Consider the following 19,982-nt stretch of genomic DNA (forward strand, 5'->3'; position numbering starts at 1 on the left):
TTTTTTGTGCCTGGGAGGACGCCTTCGCGGGCAAGCCTCGCTCCTACGGATTTGGGGTGATCGCAACACATGACACGACACAAACCCGTAGGAGCGAGGCTTGCCCGCGAAGAGGCCGGAACAGACGCCTGATTACTTCGCCGGATACTCCCGATGCATCTGCTCCAGCAACGCATCCTTGTCTAGCCAAAGCTGATTGATCCACCCCTGAAACTGCAATCGGTATTCCCCATCCTGGTCGTAGTTCTTGCCGATGAACTGCGGCGGAATCTTCAGCTCCTGAAAATGCACCACCACGTCCTTCACGTTCCCGCAGAGCAAATCCCAATACCCCGGACGCCCGCCCGGATAGTGAATGGTCACGTTGACGATGGACTCCAGTTGCTCACCCATCGCATCCAGCACAAACGCAATGCCACCGGCCTTGGGCTTGAGCAAATACTTGAACGGTGATTTCTGCTGGGAGTGCTTGCCTTCGGTGAAGCGTGTGCCTTCAACGAAATTGAAAATCCCCACCGGATTGTTGCGAAACTTCGCGCAGGTCTTGCGGGTGGTTTCCAGATCCTTGCCTTTCTTCTCCGGGTGCTTTTCCAGGTAGGCCTTGGAGTAGCGTTTCATGAACGGAAAGCCCAACGTCCACCACGCCAGGCCAATCACCGGCACCCAGATCAGCTCTTGCTTGAGAAAGAACTTCAGTGGCTGGATGCGTCGGTTGAGGACGTACTGCAACACCATGATGTCGACCCAGCTCTGATGGTTGCTGGTGATCAGGTACGAGTGCTGGTAGTCCAGACCTTCAAGGCCGCTGAGGTGCCAGCGGGTGCGGCAGACCAGATTCATCCAGGCCTTGTTGTTGCTGATCCAGGCCTCGTGGGTATGGCTCATCAGCCAGCGTGTGAAACGCTGGGTGAGGGCGAAGGGCAACACTTTGAAAATCGCCACGCAGAACAGAAACGAGCAGAGCAAAATCGTATTCAGTGCCAGCAACAACGATGCAATCACGCCGCGCACGGCGGCAGGCAGGGAATCCAGCATTTAAAGATCCAAAGGTCGGTTGGCAGCTTGAATCGCGGTCAACGCGATGGTGTAGACGATGTCATCGACTTGCGCGCCGCGCGGCAGGTCGTTCACCGGTTTGCGCAGGCCTTGCAGCATCGGCCCTAGGCTGACGCAATCGGCGCTGCGCTGCACGGCCTTGTGCGTGGTGTTGCCGGTGTTCAGGTCGGGGAACACGAACACCGTGGCACGACCGGCGACCTGACTGTTCGGCGCCAGTTGCCGGGCGACGGTTTCGTTGGCGGCGGCGTCGTATTGCAACGGGCCGTCGATCAGCAGCGAGTTCTGTTGTTCATGGGCGAGCAACGTCGCTTCGCGGACCTTCTCGACTTCTTCACCGCTGGCCGATTCGCCGCTGGAGTAGCTGATCATCGCCACGCGCGGGGTGATGCCAAACGCGGCAGCCGAGTCAGCGCTTTGCAGGGCAATCTCGGCCAGTTCGCTGGCGCTCGGGTGCGGGTTCATCACACAGTCGCCATAGACCAGCACTTCTTCGGGAAACAGCATGAAGAATACCGACGACACCAGGGTGCAGCCCGGCGCGGTCTTGATCAACTGCAGGGCCGGGCGAATGGTGTTGGCGGTGGAGTGGATGACGCCGGACACAAGGCCGTCGACTTCATCCAGCGCCAGCATCATCGTGCCGATGACCACGGTGTCTTCCAGTTGTTGCTCGGCCATCGGCGCATTGAGGCTTTTGCTTTTGCGCAGGGCAACCATTGGCTCGACGTAGCGTTCGCGAATCAGGTCCGGATCGAGAATCTCCAGGCCTGGCGGCAGCTCGATATCGTGCGCCCGAGCGACGGCTTCGACATCTTCCGGTTTCGCCAGCAACACGCAACGGGCGATGCCGCGCGCCTGACAGATCGCCGCGGCTTGCACGGTCAGCGGCTCGCTGCCTTCGGGCAGCACGATGCGTTTGTTGGCGGCCTGGGCGCGCTGGATCAGTTGATAACGGAATACTGCCGGCGACAGGCGCATTTCCCGTGGCGTGCCGCAACGCTGGTGCAGCCAGTTGGCATCGAGGTGGCTGGCGACGAAGTCGGTGATGATTTCCGCACGCTCGCGGTCGTCGATCGGGATTTCCTTGTTCAGGCCATTCAACTGGTTGGCGGTGTCGTAGGAGCCGGTGCTCACTGACAACACCGGCAAACCGGCCTGCAACGCGCCACGGCACAGGTCCATGATGCGCGGGTCGGGCAGGGTGTCGCTGGTGAGCAGCAGGCCGGCCAGCGGCACGCCGTTCATGGCGGCGAGGCTGACGGCGAGGATGATGTCGTCGCGATCACCCGGCGTCACCACGAGTACGCCGGGCTTGAGCAGCTCCACGGTGTTGCGCATGGTGCGGGCGCAGATGATGATTTTGGTCATGCGCCGGGTTTCGTAATCGCCGGCATTGAGGATTTGTGCGCCCATCAGGTCGGCGACGTCGCGGGTGCGCGGCGCGTTCAGTTCCGGCTGGAACGGGATGCAGCCTAGCAGACGGAAATCACCGCTGCGCAGCAAGGGCGAATGCTCCTTCAGGCGCGAGGCGAAGGCGTCCATGCTTTCGTCGGTCTTGACCTTGTTGAGGATCACGCCGAGGACTTTCGGGTCTTTCGGACCGCCAAACAATTGCGCCTGCAATTCCACGCGACCGGAGAGCTCGGTCAGCACTTCGTTTTCCGGTGCCGAAACCAGGATCACGTCGGCGTCGAGGCTCTTGGCCAAATGCAGATTGACCCGCGCGGCGTAACTGGCGCTGCGGGTCGGGACCATGCCTTCGACGATCAGCACGTCCTTGCCGATGGCGGCTTGCTGATAGAGCGTGATGATTTCTTCGAGCAGTTCATCGAGCTGACCGTCGCCGAGCATGCGCTCGACGTGGGCCAGACCGAGTGGCTGAGGCGGTTTCAAGCCGTGGGTGCGTGCCACCAGTTCGGTGGAGCGCTCAGGCCCGGTGTCACCCGGATGGGGCTGGGCGATCGGTTTGAAAAAGCCGACTTTGAGGCCGGCCCGCTCAAGTGTACGCACCAGCCCGAGGCTGATGGAGGTCAGACCCACACCAAAATCGGTGGGCGCGATAAAAAAAGTTTGCATGCGAATTCTCTGAAGGAGCATGACAAAGGTGATCATCTATAACTGACGATCTACCGAAATTCAGTCGCCAAGGTTATCGCTAACCGAGCCTTGTGCGCACCAACCACATTCAAAGGGCTGGCCTATTTTTTCAATACGTTGCGCGGGGTCCAGGACCCAGGCGCGTGATTGCCAGGGTGGCTGGTGGCGCAGGTGCTGGGTATGACCACAGGACAGCTCGGCCACCCAATGCCCGTCCTCGTCCTGATGAAAACCGGTGACCGTCGAGCCTTTCGCCGCGATCCGTCTGTCCGGGTTGTGTTCGCTTTCGGACGATTGCTTCGCTAAACTTGGCCTTTCTAAATTCTTATGCAAAAGGTCTCGCCCCATGCTGATCGCCGCCAATAAGGCTGTCTCCATCGACTATACCCTGACCAACGACGCTGGTGAGGTCATCGACAGCTCCGCCGGCGGCGCGCCGCTGGTCTACCTGCAAGGTGCAGGCAACATCATCCCGGGCCTGGAAAAGGCTCTGGAAGGCAAAGCAGTCGGCGACGAGCTGACCGTAGCCGTTGAACCTGAAGAGGCTTACGGCGAATACGCTGCCGAACTGGTCAGCACCCTGAGCCGCAGCATGTTCGAAGGCGTCGACGAACTGGAAGTGGGCATGCAGTTCCACGCTTCCGCTCCGGACGGCCAGATGCAGATCGTCACCATTCGTGATTTGGACGGCGACGATGTCACCGTCGACGGCAACCACCCGTTGGCCGGTCAGCGCCTGAATTTCCAGGTCAAGATCATCGACATCCGTGACGCCAGCCAGGAAGAAATCGCTCATGGTCACGTCCATGGCGAAGGTGGCCATCACCACTGATTTTCTGCGCTAAGCTCAGAGAACTGGAGAGGCGCCCGAGGGCGCCTTTTTAGTCCGCGGCTGTCCCTGGTGACACCGCCAAGAGGCTGTTTCGAGAAGAACACGGGAATTTGGAGTTCGTCATGAGTGCTTTTCACGACCTTAAACTGACAGCCCTGGATGGTCAGGAGCTTCCGCTGGCGCCCTTCAAGGGGAACGTCGTGCTGGTGGTCAACGTTGCCTCCAAATGTGGCTTGACCCCACAGTACGCGGCGCTGGAAAACCTCTACCAACAATACAAAAGTAAAGGCTTCAGCGTGCTGGGCCTGCCGTGCAACCAGTTTGCCGAACAGGAACCGGGCACTGAGCAGGAGATCCAGGAGTTCTGCAGCCTCAACTATGGCGTGACTTTTCCGTTGTCCAGCAAGCTGGAAGTCAACGGCCATGATCGTCATCAGCTGTACCGTCTGCTGGCGGGCGAGGGAGCCGAATTCCCGGGCGACATTACCTGGAACTTCGAAAAATTCCTGCTGGGCAAGGACGGTCGCGTATTGGCGCGGTTCTCGCCGCGTACGGCGCCGGATGATCCTTCCGTCATCCAGGCCATTGAAAAAGCCCTGAGCTGACCCCCCCTGTAGGAGCGAGGCTTGCCCGCGAAGGCGGTCGATCAGTCGACATCATTGCTGACTGACCTGACGCTTTCGCGGGCAAGTCGGATCGCCGCACCGCTCGCTCCTGCAATGCCTCCTGCCTTTTGACCCTTAATCACCCAGATCAATAGTGCTGTGCATCGCTCGCAGCTGCGCATATTATCGCCGTCATAAAGTTACCACTCGTCGATAGCGTTTCCGTGGAGCGTCTCATGCCAGTAAAAGCCCTGTTCAAACCGTTCCATCTCGGCACCCTTGAACTGCCGACCCGCGTCGTCATGGCCCCGATGACCCGCTCCTTCTCGCCGGGCGGCGTACCCAATTCCAAAGTAATCGAGTACTACCGTCGTCGCGCCGCTGCCGGCGTTGGCTTGATCATCACCGAAGGCACCACCGTCGGCCACAAGGCCTCCAACGGCTATCCGAACGTGCCGCACTTCTACGGTGAGACCGCGCTGGCCGGCTGGAAGAAAGTCGTCGACGCGGTACACGCCGAAGGCGGCAAGATCGTTCCGCAGCTGTGGCATGTTGGCAGCGTGCGTCGCATCGGCACCGAGCCGGACGCGAGTGTGCCGGGTTACGGTCCGTCGGAAAAATTGAAGGATGGCCAGGTCGTGGTTCACGGCATGACCAAACAAGACATCCAGGACGTGATCGCCGCGTTCGCCCAAGCCGCCAAAGACGCGCAAAGCATCGGCATGGACGGTGTGGAAATCCACGGTGCACATGGCTATCTGGTGGACCAGTTCTTCTGGGAAGGCAGCAATCAGCGTACCGACGAATACGGCGGCAGCCTGGCCAACCGTTCGCGCTTCGCCATCGAGCTGATTCAGGCGGTGCGTGCAGCGGTCGGTGAGGGCTTCCCGATCATCTTCCGTTTCTCCCAGTGGAAGCAGCAGGATTACACTGCGCGTCTGGTGCAAACCCCGGAAGCCCTGGGCGAGTTCCTCAAGCCGTTGTCCGACGCCGGCGTGGACATTTTCCACTGCTCGACGCGCCGTTTCTGGGAGCCGGAGTTCGACGGTTCGGAGCTGAACCTGGCCGGCTGGACGCGCAAACTGACCGGCAAGCCGACCATCACCGTGGGCAGCGTCGGCCTGGATGGCGAGTTCCTGCAGTTCATGGTCAACACCGACAAGATCGCCCAGCCGGCCAGCCTGGAGAAGCTGCTGGAACGTTTGAACAATGATGAGTTTGATCTGGTGGCGGTAGGGCGTGCGCTGCTGGTGGACCCGGACTGGGCGCAGAAAGTGCGTGATGGTCGTGAAGAAGACATCCTGCCGTTCAGCCGTGAGGCGTTGATGACGCTGGTTTAAACAGCGACTGGCAAGGCCCCATCGCCAGCAGGCTGGCTCCCACAGGTTCCGTGTACACCGCAGAACCCCTGTGGGAGCCAGCCTGCTGGCGATGACTGACCCAATGTCACCCTAGGCTCAGGGCAAGGTCGGTGCATTCGGCACCACTTGCTCCCCAACACAAGCCCCCCGCAACTGCCCCTCGAACTGCTCGATAATCGCCGCCCAACCCTGACGACTCGCATGCTGACGCGCATTGAGCCTTACGCACCTCAAGGTTTCGCGCTCCTCCAGCAACCACGCCGCCGCATCGCTGAACGCCTCTTCATCCCCCGGCATCGCCAGCACACCGTTGTAGCCGTGGCGGATATGCTGCGCCGCCGCCGCTTGATCGTAAGCCACAACCCCCAGCCCCGAGGCCAACGCCTCAAGCACCACATTGCCGAAGGTTTCGGTCATGCTCGGAAACAGAAAAACATCCCCGGACGCATAGTGGCTGGCCAGGGCTTCGCCGCGTTGTGAACCGCAGAAAATCGCCCCGGGCAGTTCCTGCTCCAGCGACGCTCGTTGCGGGCCATCGCCGACGATGATCAGTTTTATGTTTCGCTGTGGATAAGTCGCTGCCAGCGTGTCGAAACAGCGCTTGAGCAAGCCAAGGTTTTTCTCCGGCGCCAAACGTCCTACGTGAATGAGGGCAATGTCTTTCTCGCCAAGGCCCCACTGTTCGCGCAGCGAGGGCAGACGTTTAGTCGGGTGAAACAACTGGCTGTCGACCCCGCGAGACAACAATGCAAGGCGCTCGAAATGCCGGCGTTCCAGTTCCAGTCGCTGGCTGACACTCGGCACCAGGGTAAGGGTCGAGCGGTTGTGAAACCAGCGCAGGTAGTGGGTCAGTAGGCGTGCGAGCAAGCCGAGCCCGTACTGGTTGGAGTACTGCTGGAAATTGGTGTGAAAGCCGCTGACCACCGAAATCCCCAAGCGTCGAGCTGCGCGCAACGCGGATAATCCCAGCGGTCCTTCCGTGGCGATGTACAAAACGTCCGGGCGATGGCGCTTCCAGCGCCGCAACAGCTTGTGCATCGACGACTGACCCCATTGCAACCCCGGATACCCCGGCAGCGGCCAGCCCCGGCACAGCAGCAATTCATCATCGCTGCCCAGCTGCTGATCGCAACCCTGCCGTGGCCGCACCAGTTCCACCTGATGCCCGCGCGCGCGCAAACCGTCGCACAAGCGGCCAAGGGTATTGGCCACGCCGTTGATTTCGGGAGGGAAGGTTTCGGTGATCAGGGTGATATGCAGAGCTGTCGTCATGACCTCAGTGTCGGCTGAGGCCATGTCGTCGTTGTGGCGTTTTGATGATGGATTTGTGACTGATTCAGCGTTGGGTCACCAGATTCTCTGCGCCACGCTCCCTCACCCAAAACAACGTCGCGCCCGCCACAGCCGCCGGCATCATCAAAATGTTGACCACCGGAATCAGCAACACCAGATAAACACTCCCGCCGAAACTCATGCTCTGCCAGCGCTTCTCACGCAGCCAGGCGAGCATCTCGTTCCAGCCCAGTTTGTGGTTGTCCGCCGGGTAGTCGATGTACTGGATCGCCATCATCCACACACCGAACAGCAGCCACAACGGCGCGGCGATGATGTTCACCACGGGGATGAATGACAGGATGACCAACCCGATCGCCCGCGGCAGGAAGTAGCCGAGTTTGCGCATTTCCCGAGCCAGGGTGCGCGGGATCATGGCGATCAGTTCGCCCCAGCTGAAAGCGGGGAAGTCGTCGGTGCCGCGCACCACCACTTCGACTTTCTCCGCGAGAAAGCCGTTGAACGGCGCGGCGATGACGTTGGCCAGCATGGTGAAGGTGAAGAACACCATCAACACCACCAGCACGACAAAGATCGGCCAGAGCACGTAACTGAGAAAACTCAGCCAGTCGGGCAAGGACGGCATCAGCGTATCGACCCACAGGCTGAATTGATGGCCGGCCAGATAGATCAATCCGACGAACAGCACCAGATTGATTGCCAGCGGCAACAACACGAATAAACGCAGGCTGGGACTCAGGACCAGCTTGAGGCCTTCGCGCAGGTATTGCGGGCCGGACAGAACAGGGGCGGGCATATCGTGCTCCGAGCAGAGGGGAAACGCGCCGACCTTACCGGCTTTGCCTTACGGGCGAAAGCGCGGTTGCAGTATCGACATCAACTGTAACAAAGGCGCCTATATATAAGCGGCAACCGGATAGAGACCGCCTATGAGCTGGATTGTTAAACCGTATTTCCTTAATCTTCGCCCCCTCGATACGCTGCACCCAATCTTTTTACAGGACTGTCGAGTTCAAGCCTTCCCCAAGTGCTTTCAACAGTCCTTTTTTATTCCCGCCGGCAACCCGGCGTTCCGCGCCAGGTGTTTCGGGCCGGTCAACAGGAGCAGGTCATGTCTGAAGTCCGTCATTCGCGAGTGATTATTCTCGGTTCCGGCCCTGCCGGTTACAGCGCCGCGGTCTATGCCGCCCGTGCCAACCTCAAGCCACTTTTGATCACCGGCATGCAAGCCGGCGGTCAACTGACCACCACCACCGAAGTCGACAACTGGCCGGGCGATGTCCACGGCCTGACCGGCCCGGCGCTGATGGAACGCATGAAAGAGCACGCCGAGCGCTTTGAAACCGAGATCGTTTTCGATCACATCAATGCCGTGGACTTCGCTGCCAAGCCGTACACCCTGACCGGCGACAGCGCGACCTACACCTGCGACGCCCTGATCATCGCCACCGGTGCCAGCGCTCGTTACCTCGGTCTGCCGTCGGAAGAAGCGTTCATGGGCAAAGGCGTTTCGGCCTGCGCGACCTGCGACGGCTTCTTCTACCGCAACAAGCCAGTGGCCGTGGTCGGTGGCGGTAACACTGCCGTGGAAGAAGCGCTGTACCTGGCCAACATCGCCAGCACTGTGACCTTGATCCACCGCCGCGAAACTTTCCGCGCCGAGAAGATCCTGATCGACAAGCTCAATGCCCGCGTTGCCGAAGGCAAGATCATCCTGAAACTGAATTCGAACCTGGACGAAGTCCTGGGCGACAACATGGGCGTGACCGGTGCCCGTCTGAAGAACAACGACGGCAGCTTTGACGAGCTGAAAGTCGACGGCGTGTTCATCGCCATCGGCCACACCCCGAACACCTCGTTGTTCGAAGGTCAGCTGACGTTGAAAGACGGCTACCTGGTGGTGCACGGCGGTCGTGAAGGCAACGCCACCGCGACCAACCTCGAAGGTATCTTCGCGGCTGGCGACGTGGCTGACCATGTGTATCGTCAGGCGATCACCTCCGCTGGTGCTGGCTGCATGGCGGCACTGGATGCCGAGCGTTATCTCGACGGTCTGCAGAACGCTTCGTTCTGATTCTGTTGAAATGAAAAAACCGGCTTCGGCCGGTTTTTTTGTGCCCACAGAAAGTGCGGTTAACACAAACCCTTGTGGGAGCTAGCCTGCTAGCGATGGTGTGTCAGTCACATCGATGTAGCTGACACACCATCGCGAGCAGGCTAGCTCCCACAGGGACTGCATGGGCTTTAAATTCAAACTAGTTTCTTCAGGCATGCCTCAAGAATATCCAGCCCTTCCTCCAGCACGGTGGCCTCGGTGGTCAGTGGCGCCAGCAACCGGATGATGTGGCGCGACTTACCGCTGGGCATCAGCAGCAAGCCGGCTTCTCGCGCCAGGGCCAGTAGGTGCGTTAGTTGCGCCGGGGCCGGTGTGCCGTCGGCATGGGCCAGCTCGATGCCACGCATGGCGCCGACGCCGGTCAGGCGTCCGAGAAAGGGCGAAGTCTTGTTGGCGCGCCAGGATTGGTAACGGCTGACGATCGCTTCTTCCTGCTGCGTACCCCAGGCTTGCAGGTTGGCATCGGACATTTCGTCGAGCGTCGCCAACGCGGCAGCGCAAGCAATCGGATTGCCCGAGTAAGTGCCGCCCAGTCCGCCCTTGGGCAAGGTGTCGAGCAGCGACTTGCGCCCGACCACCGCACCCAGCGGCACACCGCCCGCGATGCTTTTGCCGAGCAGGATCAGGTCGGGCTCGATGCCCAGGCGAGAAAACGCAAAGCGCTCGCCGGTGCGGCCGAACCCGGACTGGATTTCATCGGCGATCAACAGGATGTTTTTTTCATCGCACAAGCGTCGCAGCGCTTGGGCGAACTCGACGTCCATGGCCAGGAAGCCGGCTTCGCCCTGCACCGGTTCGACGATAAAACACGCCACGTCGTCGACATCGATTTCGACACTGAACAGTCGATCCATCGCCTTCAGCGCTTCGGCGCAGGTCACGCCGTTGTCTTCGCTGGGGAAGGGCAGGTGGTACACCGGACCGGGCAGCACGCCGACTTTCTGTTTGTAGGGCGCGACTTTGCCGTTCAGGTTGAGCGTGGCGAGTGTGCGTCCGTGAAAGGCGCCGTCGAAGGCAATGACGGCCGTACGACCGGTCGCGCCACGGACGATCTTCAACGCGTTTTCCGCCGCTTCCGCGCCGCTGTTGGTGAGCATGCCGCTGACCGGGTAATCCACCGGAATGAACGCGGCCAGGCGATCCATGAAATCGAGGTAGGGCACGTGCGGCGCCGCGTTGAACGCGTAGTGCGTCAGCCGGGTGGCTTGGTCGCGGATGGCCTCGACGATGCGCGGATGGCAATGGCCGAGGTTCAACACGCCGATGCCGCCGACAAAGTCGATGTAGCGTTTGCCATCGATGTCCCAGACCTCGGCATTTTTGCCGTGGCTGAGGGTGACAGGATGAACGATGTTGATCGACCGGCTGATGGATTCGCTGCTCATGGATGACCGACTCTGAAGAAGGGAGGCTTCTTTTTATCTAAGCCGCGAGCAGAGGTGCCCGGCAAACGAAATAAAGTTGGCGGGTCAATCTTAAAAGTCGGGATGTGTGGTGAACGACTGTAGGAGCACGGCTTGCCGGCGATGGCGATCTTGAGGTCGCCATCGCCGGCAAGCCGTGCTCCTACAATTTAGCGGCGGGTCAGCGGCTGCTGGGTGAATTTCACACCGGCCAGACCGTGGGCAATCAACGCACGAATATTCCCGTGATCACTGCCCTCAGGCGTCGCCACTACCGAGCGGTAATGCTCGCCAAACGCCAACAGCGCTTCTTCATCGCTCAGGCCCTCCAGCAGCGCCAGACCCAAGGTCTTGCACGAACCTTCGTTCTGCCCGGCCGCATTTTCCACACCGCCGTTGTTGAATGCCTGGGGCTGGTAGTCGTAACCCGCGGCGATGAACGCCAGGGTGTCGGCAAAAACGTGTTCGCCGCTCTTGAGGCTGGCGCGCAGGGTGTTCAAATCACTCATTGGGTTTTCCTTTGACGAACGCCGCTTGTTGTTCGGCGCTGGCTTCTTGCTGGTATTGGGCTTTCCACTCGGCGTACGGCATGCCGTAGACCACTTCGCGGGCGTCATCGAGGCTGACCTCGATCTGGCGTTCATCTGCCGCGGCCTTGTACCACTTGGACAGGCAATTGCGGCAGAAACCCGAGAGGTTCATCAGGTCGATGTTCTGCACATCCTTGCGGCTGTCCAGGTGCGCGACCAGCCGGCGGAAGGCGGCGGCTTCAAGTTCGAGGCGTTGTTGATCGGTCATGGGGGTCTCTGCGAGACAGCTTCAAGCGGCAAGCTTCAAGCTGCAAGTTGGGATGCGTTGGTCGTTAGCTTACCGCTTGAAGCTTGAAGCTTGAAGCTTGAAGCTTAGCGGCTCGCCGCCAGCGTAATCGACACCGACTCGGCGAAACGCAAGGCGTGGGGCTTGTCGACTTCGACCTCGGCGTACAGCACCGACGCATTGGCCATGACCAGGTCGAGAATTTCCTGGGTCAGTCGCTCTAGCAGCGCGAAGCGATTGCCTTCGACGTGAGCGATGATCGCCTTGGTGATGGTCCGGTAATTGAGCGCGTGATCGATGTCGTTGTCACGCACCGCTTCCTGAGCGGCGTACAGGATGGTCAGGTTGATCAACACATCCTGCTTGTTGAGGATTTCATCCTCGTTGATCCCGATGAACGTCCGCAGGCACAGGTCCTTGACCCGGATGCGTGCCATTCCTGGTTGAAGTTGTGGCATTGCTACTTGCTCCGTCCAATCAATTGCAGGAACTCCTGGCGGGTGTTGCTCGACTCGCGGAAGGCGCCGAGCATCACCGAGGTGTTCATGGTCGAATTCTGTTTCTCGACGCCGCGCATCATCATGCACATGTGCTGTGCTTCGATGACCACCGCGACACCCGCGGCACCGGTCACCTGTTGCACCGCGTCGGCGATTTGCCGGGTGAGGTTTTCCTGGATTTGCAGACGACGGGCGAACATGTCCACCAGTCGCGCAATCTTCGACAGACCCAGCACTTTACCCGTTGGAATATAAGCCACATGCGCCTTGCCGATGAAGGGCAGCAGGTGATGTTCACACAGCGAGTACAGCTCGATGTTGTCGACAATGATCATTTCATCGTTGTCGGAGGCGAACAACGCACCGTTGACGATTTCTTCGACACTCTGCGCATAACCGTGACACAGGTACTGCATGGCCTTGGCCGCGCGCAGCGGCGTATCAAGCAAGCCTTCGCGGTCGGGATTTTCACCGAGGCCGATGAGGATCTCGCGATAGCTCTGGGACAGGGATAACGTCATGGAACATCCTCGCAGGCCAATCTATTTGAGGTGCCGTCCGCCGTTGACGGTCAGGGTCGTGCCGGTGACATAAGGGTTGTCGAGCAAATAACGCAGGCTCTGGTAGATCACTTCGCTGCCGGGTTCGATGCCCAGCGCAGACTTGGCCAGGACCTTGGCGCGGTAGGCCGCGTCGTCGTCGGGATTAAACAGTAGCAGGGCTGGGGCGATGCCGTTGACCTTGATGTCCGGTGCGTACTTCGCGGCGAAGGACAGTGTGAGACTGTCGAGCCCGGCTTTGCTGGCGCAGTAGCCGATGTGTTTGCTGCTGCCCTTGCGGGTGACGTCATCGCTGATGTGCACGATGTCGGCCGGGCTCGAGCGTTGCAGCAAGTCGGCGCAGTGCAGGTTGATCAGGTAGGGCGCCAGCATATGCACGCTGAACAGGCGGGTGAAGGCAGCGGCGTCGGTGTCCGGCGTTTCGGTCAGCCATTCGGAGGCGTTGTGGATGATCGCGCGCAGGCTGTCGGTTTGGTTTTTCAGTTCGCTGATGAAGGCGAAAATTCCGGCTTCGGTGGAAAGGTCTGCGAATACCGCCGTCGCGCCCAAGTCACGCAACGCCTGTACGCCGGGGCGTTCAGTGCGATAGCTGAAGATCACGGCATGGCCGTCTTCGAGCAGACGCTGCGCGCAGTGCAGACCGACACGCTGGCCGGCACCGGTAATGAGGATCGGGGCGGAGGAAGAAGTCATGAACGGCTCGCGTCGCGGTAAGAGCAAAACTATACCAGCGAGCGGCGGCATTCACCTACCGGGGGGCGTCCTCTGTGTGCGAGCCTGTGTGGCGAGGGAGCTTGCTCCCGCTTGAGTGCGCAGCACTCACAAAAGGGGCCGCTACGCAGCCCAGCGCGAGCAAGCTCGCTCGCCACAGGGGATTATCAGTGGTTTTGAGTGGAGGGTTCGGTGGGCAACGAACGTGCTGGTGTGCTGTTCAGCCAACCGGCCAGCATTCGGGTCGACAGTGGAATGAAGAAGTACACCATCAACGGCGTCAGGCACAACGTGCTGATCAACACCCGAGGAAGCAGGCTCATTTCGCCGAGCAGCGGCCCCAGCAAAAAGTTGAACAACAACGACACCGGGAAGAACGCCAGCCAGATTGCCACGGCCTGTTTCCAGCGTGGTGGACGTTGGCCGGCAGCGCCGAACCAGCCTTCGATGCCGCTCACGCGATGTTCTGTCTTATGCGCAAACAGGTCGCTGCCGCGTGCAAGCCAGGCGGTACGCGAGGCGGAATGCTCCCAGGCGTGCATGGTCTGCTCGTTGGCGAAGCGGAAAATAATCTGGAATTCGTCATCGTCGGGCGGCGGGGCGAGCACGCCTGAGCCGAGATAACCCTGGAAGTCGGTGGCCAGTTGTTCGCCTTCGCGCAACCAGGCCATCAGGTCCTGATAACGCCCATCGGCGACGCGGCGCGCAACCATCAGCGTGACGGGTGAGGTAGACATTGTGTATCTCCGTATGGACAACGCGTCACTCCGGATAGGAGTTTTCGCCAGGCGCAGCGCCGGGGTGGTGGGCTGCGTCTCGGAACAAGCAAGGATTATTCCGGATTCTACAGGTTATGCCCCCGATAATCGTTGCTCATCTAAGTCTTGAATGATGATGGGGCAAGAGGGTTAGAATGGGATCCAATTTAAACACGGACGTTGACCTGCCAAATGCCTGTCCTGACTGACGATGTCGCTGGTACTCAGACTGTTCCGATTGAACAGGAAGAGCTGTTTCCGATTCGCGAGGTGTCTCGGCTGACAGGCGTCAACCCGGTCACGCTGCGGGCATGGGAGCGCCGTTATGGTCTGATCCAGCCTATGCGCACCGAAAGCGGGCATCGATTGTACGCCGTGGCCGATATCGAGCGGGTCCACAGTATCCTTGCCTGGCTCGACCGCGGCGTTGCCGTCAGCAAGGTCGGCAAGATCCTGGCCAGGACCGCGCCGCTGCAGGCGCTGTCACACCTCATCCCCAACGAACTGGTGCAAGCGGACTACGCGCAGTGGCAGAAACAGGTCAAGGCGGCCGTCAGCGCGTTTGATGAGTTCCAGCTGGAGCAGGTCTATGGACAGATCTTTTCCAGTTACCCCCTGACGGTGGCGTTCCAGGACATTCTGATTCCGCTCTGGCAGCATTTGCTGCAACGCCATGAAGGGTTCGGTCAGACAAGCGAGTGGCTTTTCCTGGATGGCTTTCTGCGTTCTCGCGTGTTGCAGCGCCTGCTGCTGGTGCGTGTCATGCAGCCGCGTCGCGTGATTGTCGGTGCTCTTAACGATCAATGTCGCGAGCTTGAAGTGCTGCTCACGGCGCTGTTTCTGAGCAATGTCGATTCGGCGATTCAAGTACTGGCGCTCGGTCAGCCCTTCGACGAATTGACCCTGGTCTGCGAACGAGTCAAGCCACAGGCGTTGGTGCTGGTGTCCAATCATGCTCCAGCCCCTGAACTACCGCGGCGTTTGAACCGGCTGGCCATGAGCCTGGATTGCCAGTTGATGCTCGCCGGTGATGCGTCGGATCTGGCGCAGGAGGACCTGGCCGGCTCGTCCATCGGCTGTTTGGGTAACGAGGGAATGGTGATGCGTCAGCGTCTGAAACAGTTCCTGGCAGGCAGCCTGGATACCTGAATCAGAGGTGCATGGCGGGATGCGTCAGCCGATGCTGCTGAAGGATGTACTGGCGCAGGCGCTCGGTTTCGTCGGTGTCGCTTTGACTCAACTGATACGCGTAGAAACCGTTGTCGGTTTCCTTCTCAAAGGTGCCGCGCATCGCGATTCGTTCATAGCCTGACGGGCTGAACCACAACGCGAAATGCTTGGGCGGTTTGGTCTTGTTGCGAACTTCCAGCAAGACGCCTTTGAACGACACCTCGTGCACCCACATCGTACCGGGCTGGCCATTGGCATTTTCCAGCGCGACCGGTTCGTCGAGTACCAGGCGCCATGGCCGGACCAATGGCCCGTCCTCATAGATGCTGGGGACGCCGAGGCGTAAATGCAGCGCATGAAACTCGTCTTCCACAAGATGCAACGGGAAGGTCATTTGCTGATTTTCGAAATTGGCCTGGATGGTGACCTGCTCATGTGCGGCAAGGCGCGTGAGCAAGTCACGGATTTGCGAACCACCGTTGACGAGCAGGCTCGACGTCGCATCCCGCACATTGAGTTGCGGGTTGTGTTGCATGGTCTGGATGAAATCCAGCTCATCCTGGGTCAGGAGTGCGTCGCGTTGCATGATCTGCTCGAAAGAAATAGTTACACAGTCATTGGTGATTGTAGTTAATGACAATCAATTCACGGTTTGGTTTTCGCCGTTCGTCGCTTTTAGCGCGGCAAGCTCTTTTTGAAGCTCGGCCACTTGCGCCTCCAGCTGCGTAACCCGTTGCTGCGCCTTGACCTGGACAGTCACGTCTTTTTGCACGCCGACAAAATAAGTCTGGCCGTCGCTCGGGTTTTTCACCGTGGAAAGCGACAGCTCATTCCAGAATGGGGTGCCGTCCTTGCGGTAATTGCGCAGGATTTCCCGACAGGAACCGCCGCTGGCCAGCGCCTCGCGAACCAACGGCAGCGCTTCCTGATCGCGGTCGCCTGACTGCAGAAAGCGGCAATCCTGGTAGAGGATTTCTTCGCTGGTGTAGCCGGTCAGACGTTCGAACGCCGGGTTGACGTAAATCAGAATGTTGTCTTGCTCGCCTTCTTTTTCGGCGATCACGATGCCGTCGTTGGATGCGTTGATCACCATTTGCAGCAGTTGCGCGTTGATCATTGAAGAATCCCTTCCTGATTGATTGACGTTCTGCATTCTAAAAGAACAATGAGGTCTCTGCTGTTAATATCCCGGTCTTTTATTCAGCTTCAGGATCAGATTGATGAAAGTCGCCATCCTTTCCGGCTCGGTGTACGGCACGGCTGAAGAAGTCGCCCGCCACGCTGCGAACATATTGAAAATTGCGGGATTCGAAACCTTTCACAACCCGCGTGCAAGCCTCGCCGATGTCCAGGCCTTCGGCCCCGAAGCCTTTCTGGCGGTGACTTCGACCACCGGCATGGGTGAACTGCCGGACAACCTGCAACCCTTGTATTTCGCCATTCGCGATCAGTTGCCGGCGGCCTGGCGCGGTTTGCCGGGTGCTGTCATCGGCCTGGGTGATGCGAGCTACGGCGACACGTTCTGCGGCGGCGGCGAACTGATGCGTGAACTGTTCGGCGAGCTGGGCATCCGCGAAGTGCTGCCGATGCTGCGTCTGGACGCCAGCGAAAGCGTCACACCGGAAACCGATGCCGAGCCCTGGCTGGCGGAACTGGTCACGGCCCTGCGCGGCTGACTGGCCGTTCGCTGAGCGGTGCAAGTCAGGCTGCGGATCGTTTGACGGTGCGGGGGCATGGTTCTGACGGGGCTGTTGAACAGGGGCGCTGCGCCGTTGCTGGCGTCGGTGTTTTGACATGGATCCAGGCTTGTTTGCGCACTGACTCGCTAGGCCATCAAGCTGGCTGCCAATGCAACTACACGAACCTCGAGGGCTGACTAGACTCGGTAGTCATTGGAAACACTCCATAATAAAAAGCGAGGTTCCTTGCCGTGAGCGTAGCCCCCCTCCAATCGCCCCACAGTGTCAAAGACCAGGTCAGCGCCGCCGAGTGGCAGGCCCGTGTCGATCTGGCTGCCTGTTATCGCCTGGTCGCCCTGCATGGCTGGGATGATCTGATTTTCACCCACATTTCCGCCAAGGTGCCCGGCACCGAAGACTTCCTGATCAACCCGTTCGGGCTGATGTTTCATGAGATCACGGCGTCGAGTCTGGTGAAGGTCGATCAGGCCGGCAACAAGCTGATGGACAGCCCTTACGAGATCAACCCGGCGGGGTACACCATCCACAGCGCCGTGCATGAAGTGCGTCACGATGTGGTTTGCGTGCTGCATACCCATACGGCGTCGGGGGTTGCGGTGTCGGCGCAGAAGCAAGGCATTTTGCCGATCAGTCAGCAGTCGTTGTTTGTCCTGTCCAGCCTGGCCTACCACGCCTACGAAGGCGTTGCGCTGAACCATGAAGAGAAGGCGCGGTTGCAAGCCGACCTTGGTGAAAACAATTTCCTGATGCTGCACAACCACGGTCTGCTGACCTGTGGCGGCACCATCGCCGACACGTTCCTGATGATGTTCACCTTTCAGCGCGCCTGCGATATCCAGGTGATGGCGCAGAACGGTGGCGCGGAACTGATCGCTATCGAACCGCAGATTCTGGCGGGCGCCAAGGCGATGATCGCCGGCGTCACCAAAAGTGCACAAGGGATGGGCGGCGCGCTGGCCTGGCCAGCGTTGCTGCGCAAACTCGATCAACAAGACCCGGGTTATAAACTCTGATGCCACTCGCCGAGATCCCGCTGTGTGTCTGGCGCAAACGCGGCCAGACGTTCGTATTCCGTGGCCAGACCATTCGTTACTGGACGGCAGGGCAGGGTGAGCCGCTGCTGCTGATCCATGGCTTCCCGACTGCCAGTTGGGACTGGCATTACCTGTGGCAGCCGCTGGCCCAGCGCTATCGGCTGATCGCCTGCGACATGCTTGGCTTTGGTGATTCCGCCAAACCGGTGGACCACGAATACAGCCTGCTGGAGCAAGCCGATCTGCAACAGGCATTGTTGGCGCATTTGAATGTGGAACAACCGGTACACGTGCTGGCCCACGATTATGGCGACAGCGTGGCTCAGGAACTGCTGGCCCGGCATTACGAGTCGCGCATTCATCTTGGCAGTTGCGTGTTCCTCAATGGCGGCCTGTTTCCGGAAACCCACCGCCCGGTACTGATGCAGAAACTGTTGCTCAGCCCGCTGGGCTGGATGATCGGCCGAGCCTTTTCCCGGGATACGCTGGTGAAGAGTTTCCGGCAGATCTTCGGACCGCAAAGCCGTCCTACCGAGAGTGAGATGGATGATTTCTGGAGCCTGGTGGACAGCAATCACGGGCCTCGGATCATGCACAAACTGATTGCCTACATTCCCGAACGACGCGTCCAGCGCGAACGTTGGATCAGCGCGATGCAGCGCGGTGATGTGCCGCTGCGGGTGATCGATGGCGAGGCCGATCCGGTCTCCGGCGCGCACATGGTCGAGCGCTATCGGGAGTTGATCCCTGAACCGGATACGGTGCTGTTGCCGGGCATTGGCCACTACCCGCAAACGGAAGCGCCAGCGCAGGTGCTGAAACATTATCTGGCGTTTCGCGATCGGCTGATTGCGGCGCCGCTAAAGGCGGCCTGTTCCTGATTATCCCCCTGCCTTATCGAGCACCATTCAGCCTTACCTGTGTTCATTGTGACCAGCAGCGCCTTGCCTGAGACTCGGACTCATTGTCCCTTGGTCTGCTGGAGTCCCCCCAATGAATGAGCCTGTGCGCTTCGAAGATAAAGTCGTGATCATCACGGGAGCCGGTGGCGGCCTCGGGCGCGCCCATGCGCTGTTGTTCGCGAAACAGGGCGCCAGGGTGCTGGTCAACGATCTCGGCGGCTCGGCTCAAGGCGAAGGCGCTAACGCATCTGCAGCCGACCGTGTAGTGGCTGAAATTCGCGAGGCCGGCGGCACTGCCGAGGCTAACCATGACTCCGTCACCGATGGCGACAAACTGGTGCAACACGCCCTTGACGCCTTCGGCCGTGTCGACGTGGTGGTCAACAACGCCGGGATCCTGCGGGACAAGACCTTTCACAAAATGGACGACGCCGATTGGGACCTGGTTTACCGCGTCCACGTCGAAGGCGCCTACAAAGTCACCCGCGCCGCGTGGCCGCACCTGCGCGAGCAAAACTATGGTCGTGTGATCTTCACGGCGTCGACCTCGGGTATTTACGGCAACTTTGGCCAGTCCAACTACGGCATGGCCAAACTCGGCCTCTACGGCCTGACCCGCACGCTGGCCATCGAAGGCCGCAAAAACAACATCCTGGTCAACGCCATCGCCCCCACCGGCGGCACCCGCATGACCGAAGGCCTGATCCCGCCGCAAGTGTTCGAACAACTCAAACCGGAACTGGTCAGCCCGCTGGTGGTGTACCTCGCGAGCGAAATCTGCCAGGAAACGTCGGGGTTGTTTGAGGTCGGCGGCGGCTGGATGGGCAAGGTGCGTTGGGAGCGTAGCCTGGGCGCCGGGTTTGATCCGCGGATCGGTTTTTCGCCGGAAGATGTGGCGGCGCACTGGCAGCAGATCTGTGATTTTGAAGGGGCTGCGCATCCGAAGGACAACATTGAAGCGTTGAAGGAGATGATGGGGAATTTGCAGAAGTACGCGCTCTGATTCCTTCGCTTTCGGCAGGGCTCGCCTGAGACCTGCCATCCCTCAAAAAACCATCGCCCATA

General features: G+C 59.8%; 23 protein-coding genes. 9 read left to right on the forward strand and 14 right to left on the reverse strand.

All coding sequences use genetic code 11. From position 1 onward, the window contains the following. Positions 1-132: 132 nt before the first annotated feature. From yihG to ACA066_RS04340, 3 genes are read right to left on the reverse strand one after another with little or no spacing between them, the layout of a single operon-like run. The gene (yihG, locus tag ACA066_RS04330) at positions 133-1,035 is read right to left on the reverse strand and encodes a 1-acylglycerol-3-phosphate O-acyltransferase, YihG family (protein ID WP_497698252.1); all 903 of its coding nucleotides are present in this window, start codon (positions 1,033-1,035) and stop codon (positions 133-135) included. Beyond that, positions 1,036-3,135, reverse strand: coding sequence for a phosphate acetyltransferase (gene pta, locus ACA066_RS04335; protein ID WP_497698253.1), 2,100 nt, complete (start codon positions 3,133-3,135; stop codon positions 1,036-1,038). Between the two features lie 60 nt (positions 3,136-3,195). Then, on the reverse strand, positions 3,196-3,534 hold the full coding sequence (locus ACA066_RS04340) for a DUF3565 domain-containing protein (RefSeq protein ID WP_497698254.1): 339 nt from the start codon (positions 3,532-3,534) through the stop codon (positions 3,196-3,198). Here ACA066_RS04340 and ACA066_RS04345 point away from each other — a divergent pair. The 3 genes from ACA066_RS04345 (at position 3,503) to ACA066_RS04355 (ending at position 5,933) form a co-directional block, all read left to right on the forward strand. Further along, positions 3,503-3,988, forward strand: coding sequence for an FKBP-type peptidyl-prolyl cis-trans isomerase (locus tag ACA066_RS04345; protein WP_497698255.1), 486 nt, complete (start codon positions 3,503-3,505; stop codon positions 3,986-3,988). The genes ACA066_RS04340 and ACA066_RS04345 overlap by 32 nt on opposite strands. A 122-nt stretch (positions 3,989-4,110) precedes the next feature. Beyond that, positions 4,111-4,593, forward strand: a complete 483-nt coding sequence (locus ACA066_RS04350; protein WP_497698256.1) for a glutathione peroxidase — start codon at positions 4,111-4,113, stop codon at positions 4,591-4,593. Between the two features lie 236 nt (positions 4,594-4,829). Next, positions 4,830-5,933 carry an NADH:flavin oxidoreductase gene (locus tag ACA066_RS04355; protein WP_497698257.1) on the forward strand — a complete coding sequence of 368 codons (1,104 nt, stop codon included), beginning with the start codon at positions 4,830-4,832 and terminating at the stop codon, positions 5,931-5,933. Positions 5,934-6,050: 117 nt separating this feature from the next. Here the strand turns inward: ACA066_RS04355 and ACA066_RS04360 are convergent, their stop codons facing one another. Both ACA066_RS04360 and cysZ read right to left on the reverse strand, forming a co-directional pair. Further along, positions 6,051-7,250 (reverse strand): glycosyltransferase family 4 protein, encoded by a 1,200-nt coding sequence (locus ACA066_RS04360; protein ID WP_497698258.1) that lies wholly within the window; start codon positions 7,248-7,250, stop codon positions 6,051-6,053. Positions 7,251-7,290: 40 nt separating this feature from the next. Continuing rightward, positions 7,291-8,043 (reverse strand): sulfate transporter CysZ, encoded by a 753-nt coding sequence (gene cysZ / locus ACA066_RS04365; RefSeq protein ID WP_497698259.1) that lies wholly within the window; start codon positions 8,041-8,043, stop codon positions 7,291-7,293. 315 nt (positions 8,044-8,358) lie between these two features. Between cysZ and trxB the strand changes: the two genes are divergently transcribed. After that, positions 8,359-9,321 (forward strand): thioredoxin-disulfide reductase, encoded by a 963-nt coding sequence (gene trxB / locus ACA066_RS04370; RefSeq protein WP_497698260.1) that lies wholly within the window; start codon positions 8,359-8,361, stop codon positions 9,319-9,321. A gap of 176 nt (positions 9,322-9,497) precedes the next feature. Here trxB and ACA066_RS04375 read toward each other — a convergent pair whose 3' ends face one another. The 7 genes from ACA066_RS04375 to ACA066_RS04405 form a co-directional block, all read right to left on the reverse strand. Then, positions 9,498-10,748 (reverse strand): 2-aminoadipate transaminase, encoded by a 1,251-nt coding sequence (locus ACA066_RS04375; RefSeq protein WP_497698261.1) that lies wholly within the window; start codon positions 10,746-10,748, stop codon positions 9,498-9,500. 188 nt (positions 10,749-10,936) lie between these two features. Next, positions 10,937-11,275 (reverse strand): HopJ type III effector protein, encoded by a 339-nt coding sequence (locus ACA066_RS04380; protein WP_008037347.1) that lies wholly within the window; start codon positions 11,273-11,275, stop codon positions 10,937-10,939. Further along, entirely contained in the window at positions 11,268-11,564 is a 297-nt protein-coding gene (locus ACA066_RS04385) for a DUF1244 domain-containing protein (RefSeq protein WP_497698262.1), read from the reverse strand. The genes ACA066_RS04380 and ACA066_RS04385 overlap by 8 nt, the downstream gene beginning before the upstream one ends. Positions 11,565-11,668: 104 nt before the next feature. Continuing rightward, positions 11,669-12,040: a dihydroneopterin triphosphate 2'-epimerase gene (gene folX / locus ACA066_RS04390; protein WP_007970304.1), complete on the reverse strand. Its 372-nt coding sequence runs from the start codon at positions 12,038-12,040 to the stop codon at positions 11,669-11,671. A 2-nt stretch (positions 12,041-12,042) separates the two neighbouring features. Further along, positions 12,043-12,603, reverse strand: coding sequence for a GTP cyclohydrolase I FolE (gene folE, locus ACA066_RS04395; RefSeq protein WP_497698263.1), 561 nt, complete (start codon positions 12,601-12,603; stop codon positions 12,043-12,045). Positions 12,604-12,624: 21 nt separating this feature from the next. Continuing rightward, positions 12,625-13,335: a dihydromonapterin reductase gene (gene folM, locus ACA066_RS04400; RefSeq protein WP_497698264.1), complete on the reverse strand. Its 711-nt coding sequence runs from the start codon at positions 13,333-13,335 to the stop codon at positions 12,625-12,627. Positions 13,336-13,520: 185 nt separating this feature from the next. Continuing rightward, positions 13,521-14,090, reverse strand: a complete 570-nt coding sequence (locus tag ACA066_RS04405; RefSeq protein ID WP_497698265.1) for an antibiotic biosynthesis monooxygenase — start codon at positions 14,088-14,090, stop codon at positions 13,521-13,523. Between the two features lie 213 nt (positions 14,091-14,303). On the opposite strand from ACA066_RS04405, the gene ACA066_RS04410 reads away from it, so the two are divergent. Then, positions 14,304-15,260, forward strand: a complete 957-nt coding sequence (locus ACA066_RS04410) for a MerR family transcriptional regulator (RefSeq protein ID WP_497698266.1) — start codon at positions 14,304-14,306, stop codon at positions 15,258-15,260. 1 nt (position 15,261) lies between these two features. Here the strand turns inward: ACA066_RS04410 and ACA066_RS04415 are convergent, their stop codons facing one another. Both ACA066_RS04415 and ACA066_RS04420 read right to left on the reverse strand, forming a co-directional pair. After that, the gene (locus ACA066_RS04415) at positions 15,262-15,867 is read right to left on the reverse strand and encodes a hypothetical protein (RefSeq protein ID WP_497698267.1); all 606 of its coding nucleotides are present in this window, start codon (positions 15,865-15,867) and stop codon (positions 15,262-15,264) included. 54 nt (positions 15,868-15,921) lie between these two features. Beyond that, on the reverse strand, positions 15,922-16,398 hold the full coding sequence (locus ACA066_RS04420; RefSeq protein WP_497698268.1) for a PAS domain-containing protein: 477 nt from the start codon (positions 16,396-16,398) through the stop codon (positions 15,922-15,924). 103 nt (positions 16,399-16,501) lie between these two features. Between ACA066_RS04420 and ACA066_RS04425 the strand changes: the two genes are divergently transcribed. From ACA066_RS04425 to ACA066_RS04440, 4 genes are all read left to right on the forward strand, one after another. Then, a complete protein-coding gene (locus ACA066_RS04425) occupies positions 16,502-16,957 on the forward strand; it encodes a flavodoxin (protein WP_497698269.1) in 456 nt (151 codons plus the stop codon). A gap of 254 nt (positions 16,958-17,211) precedes the next feature. After that, positions 17,212-17,994 (forward strand): class II aldolase/adducin family protein, encoded by a 783-nt coding sequence (locus ACA066_RS04430; RefSeq protein WP_497698270.1) that lies wholly within the window; start codon positions 17,212-17,214, stop codon positions 17,992-17,994. Continuing rightward, positions 17,994-18,896 carry an alpha/beta fold hydrolase gene (locus tag ACA066_RS04435; RefSeq protein WP_497698271.1) on the forward strand — a complete coding sequence of 301 codons (903 nt, stop codon included), beginning with the start codon at positions 17,994-17,996 and terminating at the stop codon, positions 18,894-18,896. The genes ACA066_RS04430 and ACA066_RS04435 overlap by 1 nt, the downstream gene beginning before the upstream one ends. Positions 18,897-19,008: 112 nt before the next feature. Further along, complete coding sequence (locus ACA066_RS04440) at positions 19,009-19,920, forward strand: SDR family oxidoreductase (protein WP_497698272.1); 912 nt, start codon at positions 19,009-19,011, stop codon at positions 19,918-19,920. The last annotated feature ends 62 nt before the right edge of the window (positions 19,921-19,982 follow it).

Source organism: Pseudomonas sp. LBUM1651, from assembly GCF_059716135.1.

Bases quoted from the DNA above. Each gene is read 5' to 3' on its own strand.
- ACA066_RS04350 (WP_497698256.1), top strand. From the start codon at position 4,111: ATGAGTGCTTTTCACGACCTTAAACTGACAGCCCTGGATGGTCAGGAG.
- pta (WP_497698253.1), bottom strand. From the start codon at position 3,135: ATGCAAACTTTTTTTATCGCGCCCACCGATTTTGGTGTGGGTCTGACC.
- trxB (WP_497698260.1), top strand. From the start codon at position 8,359: ATGTCTGAAGTCCGTCATTCGCGAGTGATTATTCTCGGTTCCGGCCCT.
- folE (WP_497698263.1), bottom strand. From the start codon at position 12,603: ATGACGTTATCCCTGTCCCAGAGCTATCGCGAGATCCTCATCGGCCTC.
- folX (WP_007970304.1), bottom strand. From the start codon at position 12,040: ATGCCACAACTTCAACCAGGAATGGCACGCATCCGGGTCAAGGACCTG.
- ACA066_RS04385 (WP_497698262.1), bottom strand. From the start codon at position 11,564: ATGACCGATCAACAACGCCTCGAACTTGAAGCCGCCGCCTTCCGCCGG.
- ACA066_RS04405 (WP_497698265.1), bottom strand. From the start codon at position 14,090: ATGTCTACCTCACCCGTCACGCTGATGGTTGCGCGCCGCGTCGCCGAT.
- ACA066_RS04440 (WP_497698272.1), top strand. From the start codon at position 19,009: ATGAATGAGCCTGTGCGCTTCGAAGATAAAGTCGTGATCATCACGGGA.
- ACA066_RS04435 (WP_497698271.1), top strand. From the start codon at position 17,994: ATGCCACTCGCCGAGATCCCGCTGTGTGTCTGGCGCAAACGCGGCCAG.
- ACA066_RS04340 (WP_497698254.1), bottom strand. From the start codon at position 3,534: ATGGAGACAGCCTTATTGGCGGCGATCAGCATGGGGCGAGACCTTTTG.
- ACA066_RS04420 (WP_497698268.1), bottom strand. From the start codon at position 16,398: ATGATCAACGCGCAACTGCTGCAAATGGTGATCAACGCATCCAACGAC.
- ACA066_RS04360 (WP_497698258.1), bottom strand. From the start codon at position 7,250: ATGGCCTCAGCCGACACTGAGGTCATGACGACAGCTCTGCATATCACC.
- yihG (WP_497698252.1), bottom strand. From the start codon at position 1,035: ATGCTGGATTCCCTGCCTGCCGCCGTGCGCGGCGTGATTGCATCGTTG.
- ACA066_RS04410 (WP_497698266.1), top strand. From the start codon at position 14,304: ATGCCTGTCCTGACTGACGATGTCGCTGGTACTCAGACTGTTCCGATT.
- cysZ (WP_497698259.1), bottom strand. From the start codon at position 8,043: ATGCCCGCCCCTGTTCTGTCCGGCCCGCAATACCTGCGCGAAGGCCTC.
- ACA066_RS04415 (WP_497698267.1), bottom strand. From the start codon at position 15,867: ATGCAACGCGACGCACTCCTGACCCAGGATGAGCTGGATTTCATCCAG.
- ACA066_RS04425 (WP_497698269.1), top strand. From the start codon at position 16,502: ATGAAAGTCGCCATCCTTTCCGGCTCGGTGTACGGCACGGCTGAAGAA.
- folM (WP_497698264.1), bottom strand. From the start codon at position 13,335: ATGACTTCTTCCTCCGCCCCGATCCTCATTACCGGTGCCGGCCAGCGT.
- ACA066_RS04355 (WP_497698257.1), top strand. From the start codon at position 4,830: ATGCCAGTAAAAGCCCTGTTCAAACCGTTCCATCTCGGCACCCTTGAA.
- ACA066_RS04345 (WP_497698255.1), top strand. From the start codon at position 3,503: ATGCTGATCGCCGCCAATAAGGCTGTCTCCATCGACTATACCCTGACC.
- ACA066_RS04375 (WP_497698261.1), bottom strand. From the start codon at position 10,748: ATGAGCAGCGAATCCATCAGCCGGTCGATCAACATCGTTCATCCTGTC.
- ACA066_RS04380 (WP_008037347.1), bottom strand. From the start codon at position 11,275: ATGAGTGATTTGAACACCCTGCGCGCCAGCCTCAAGAGCGGCGAACAC.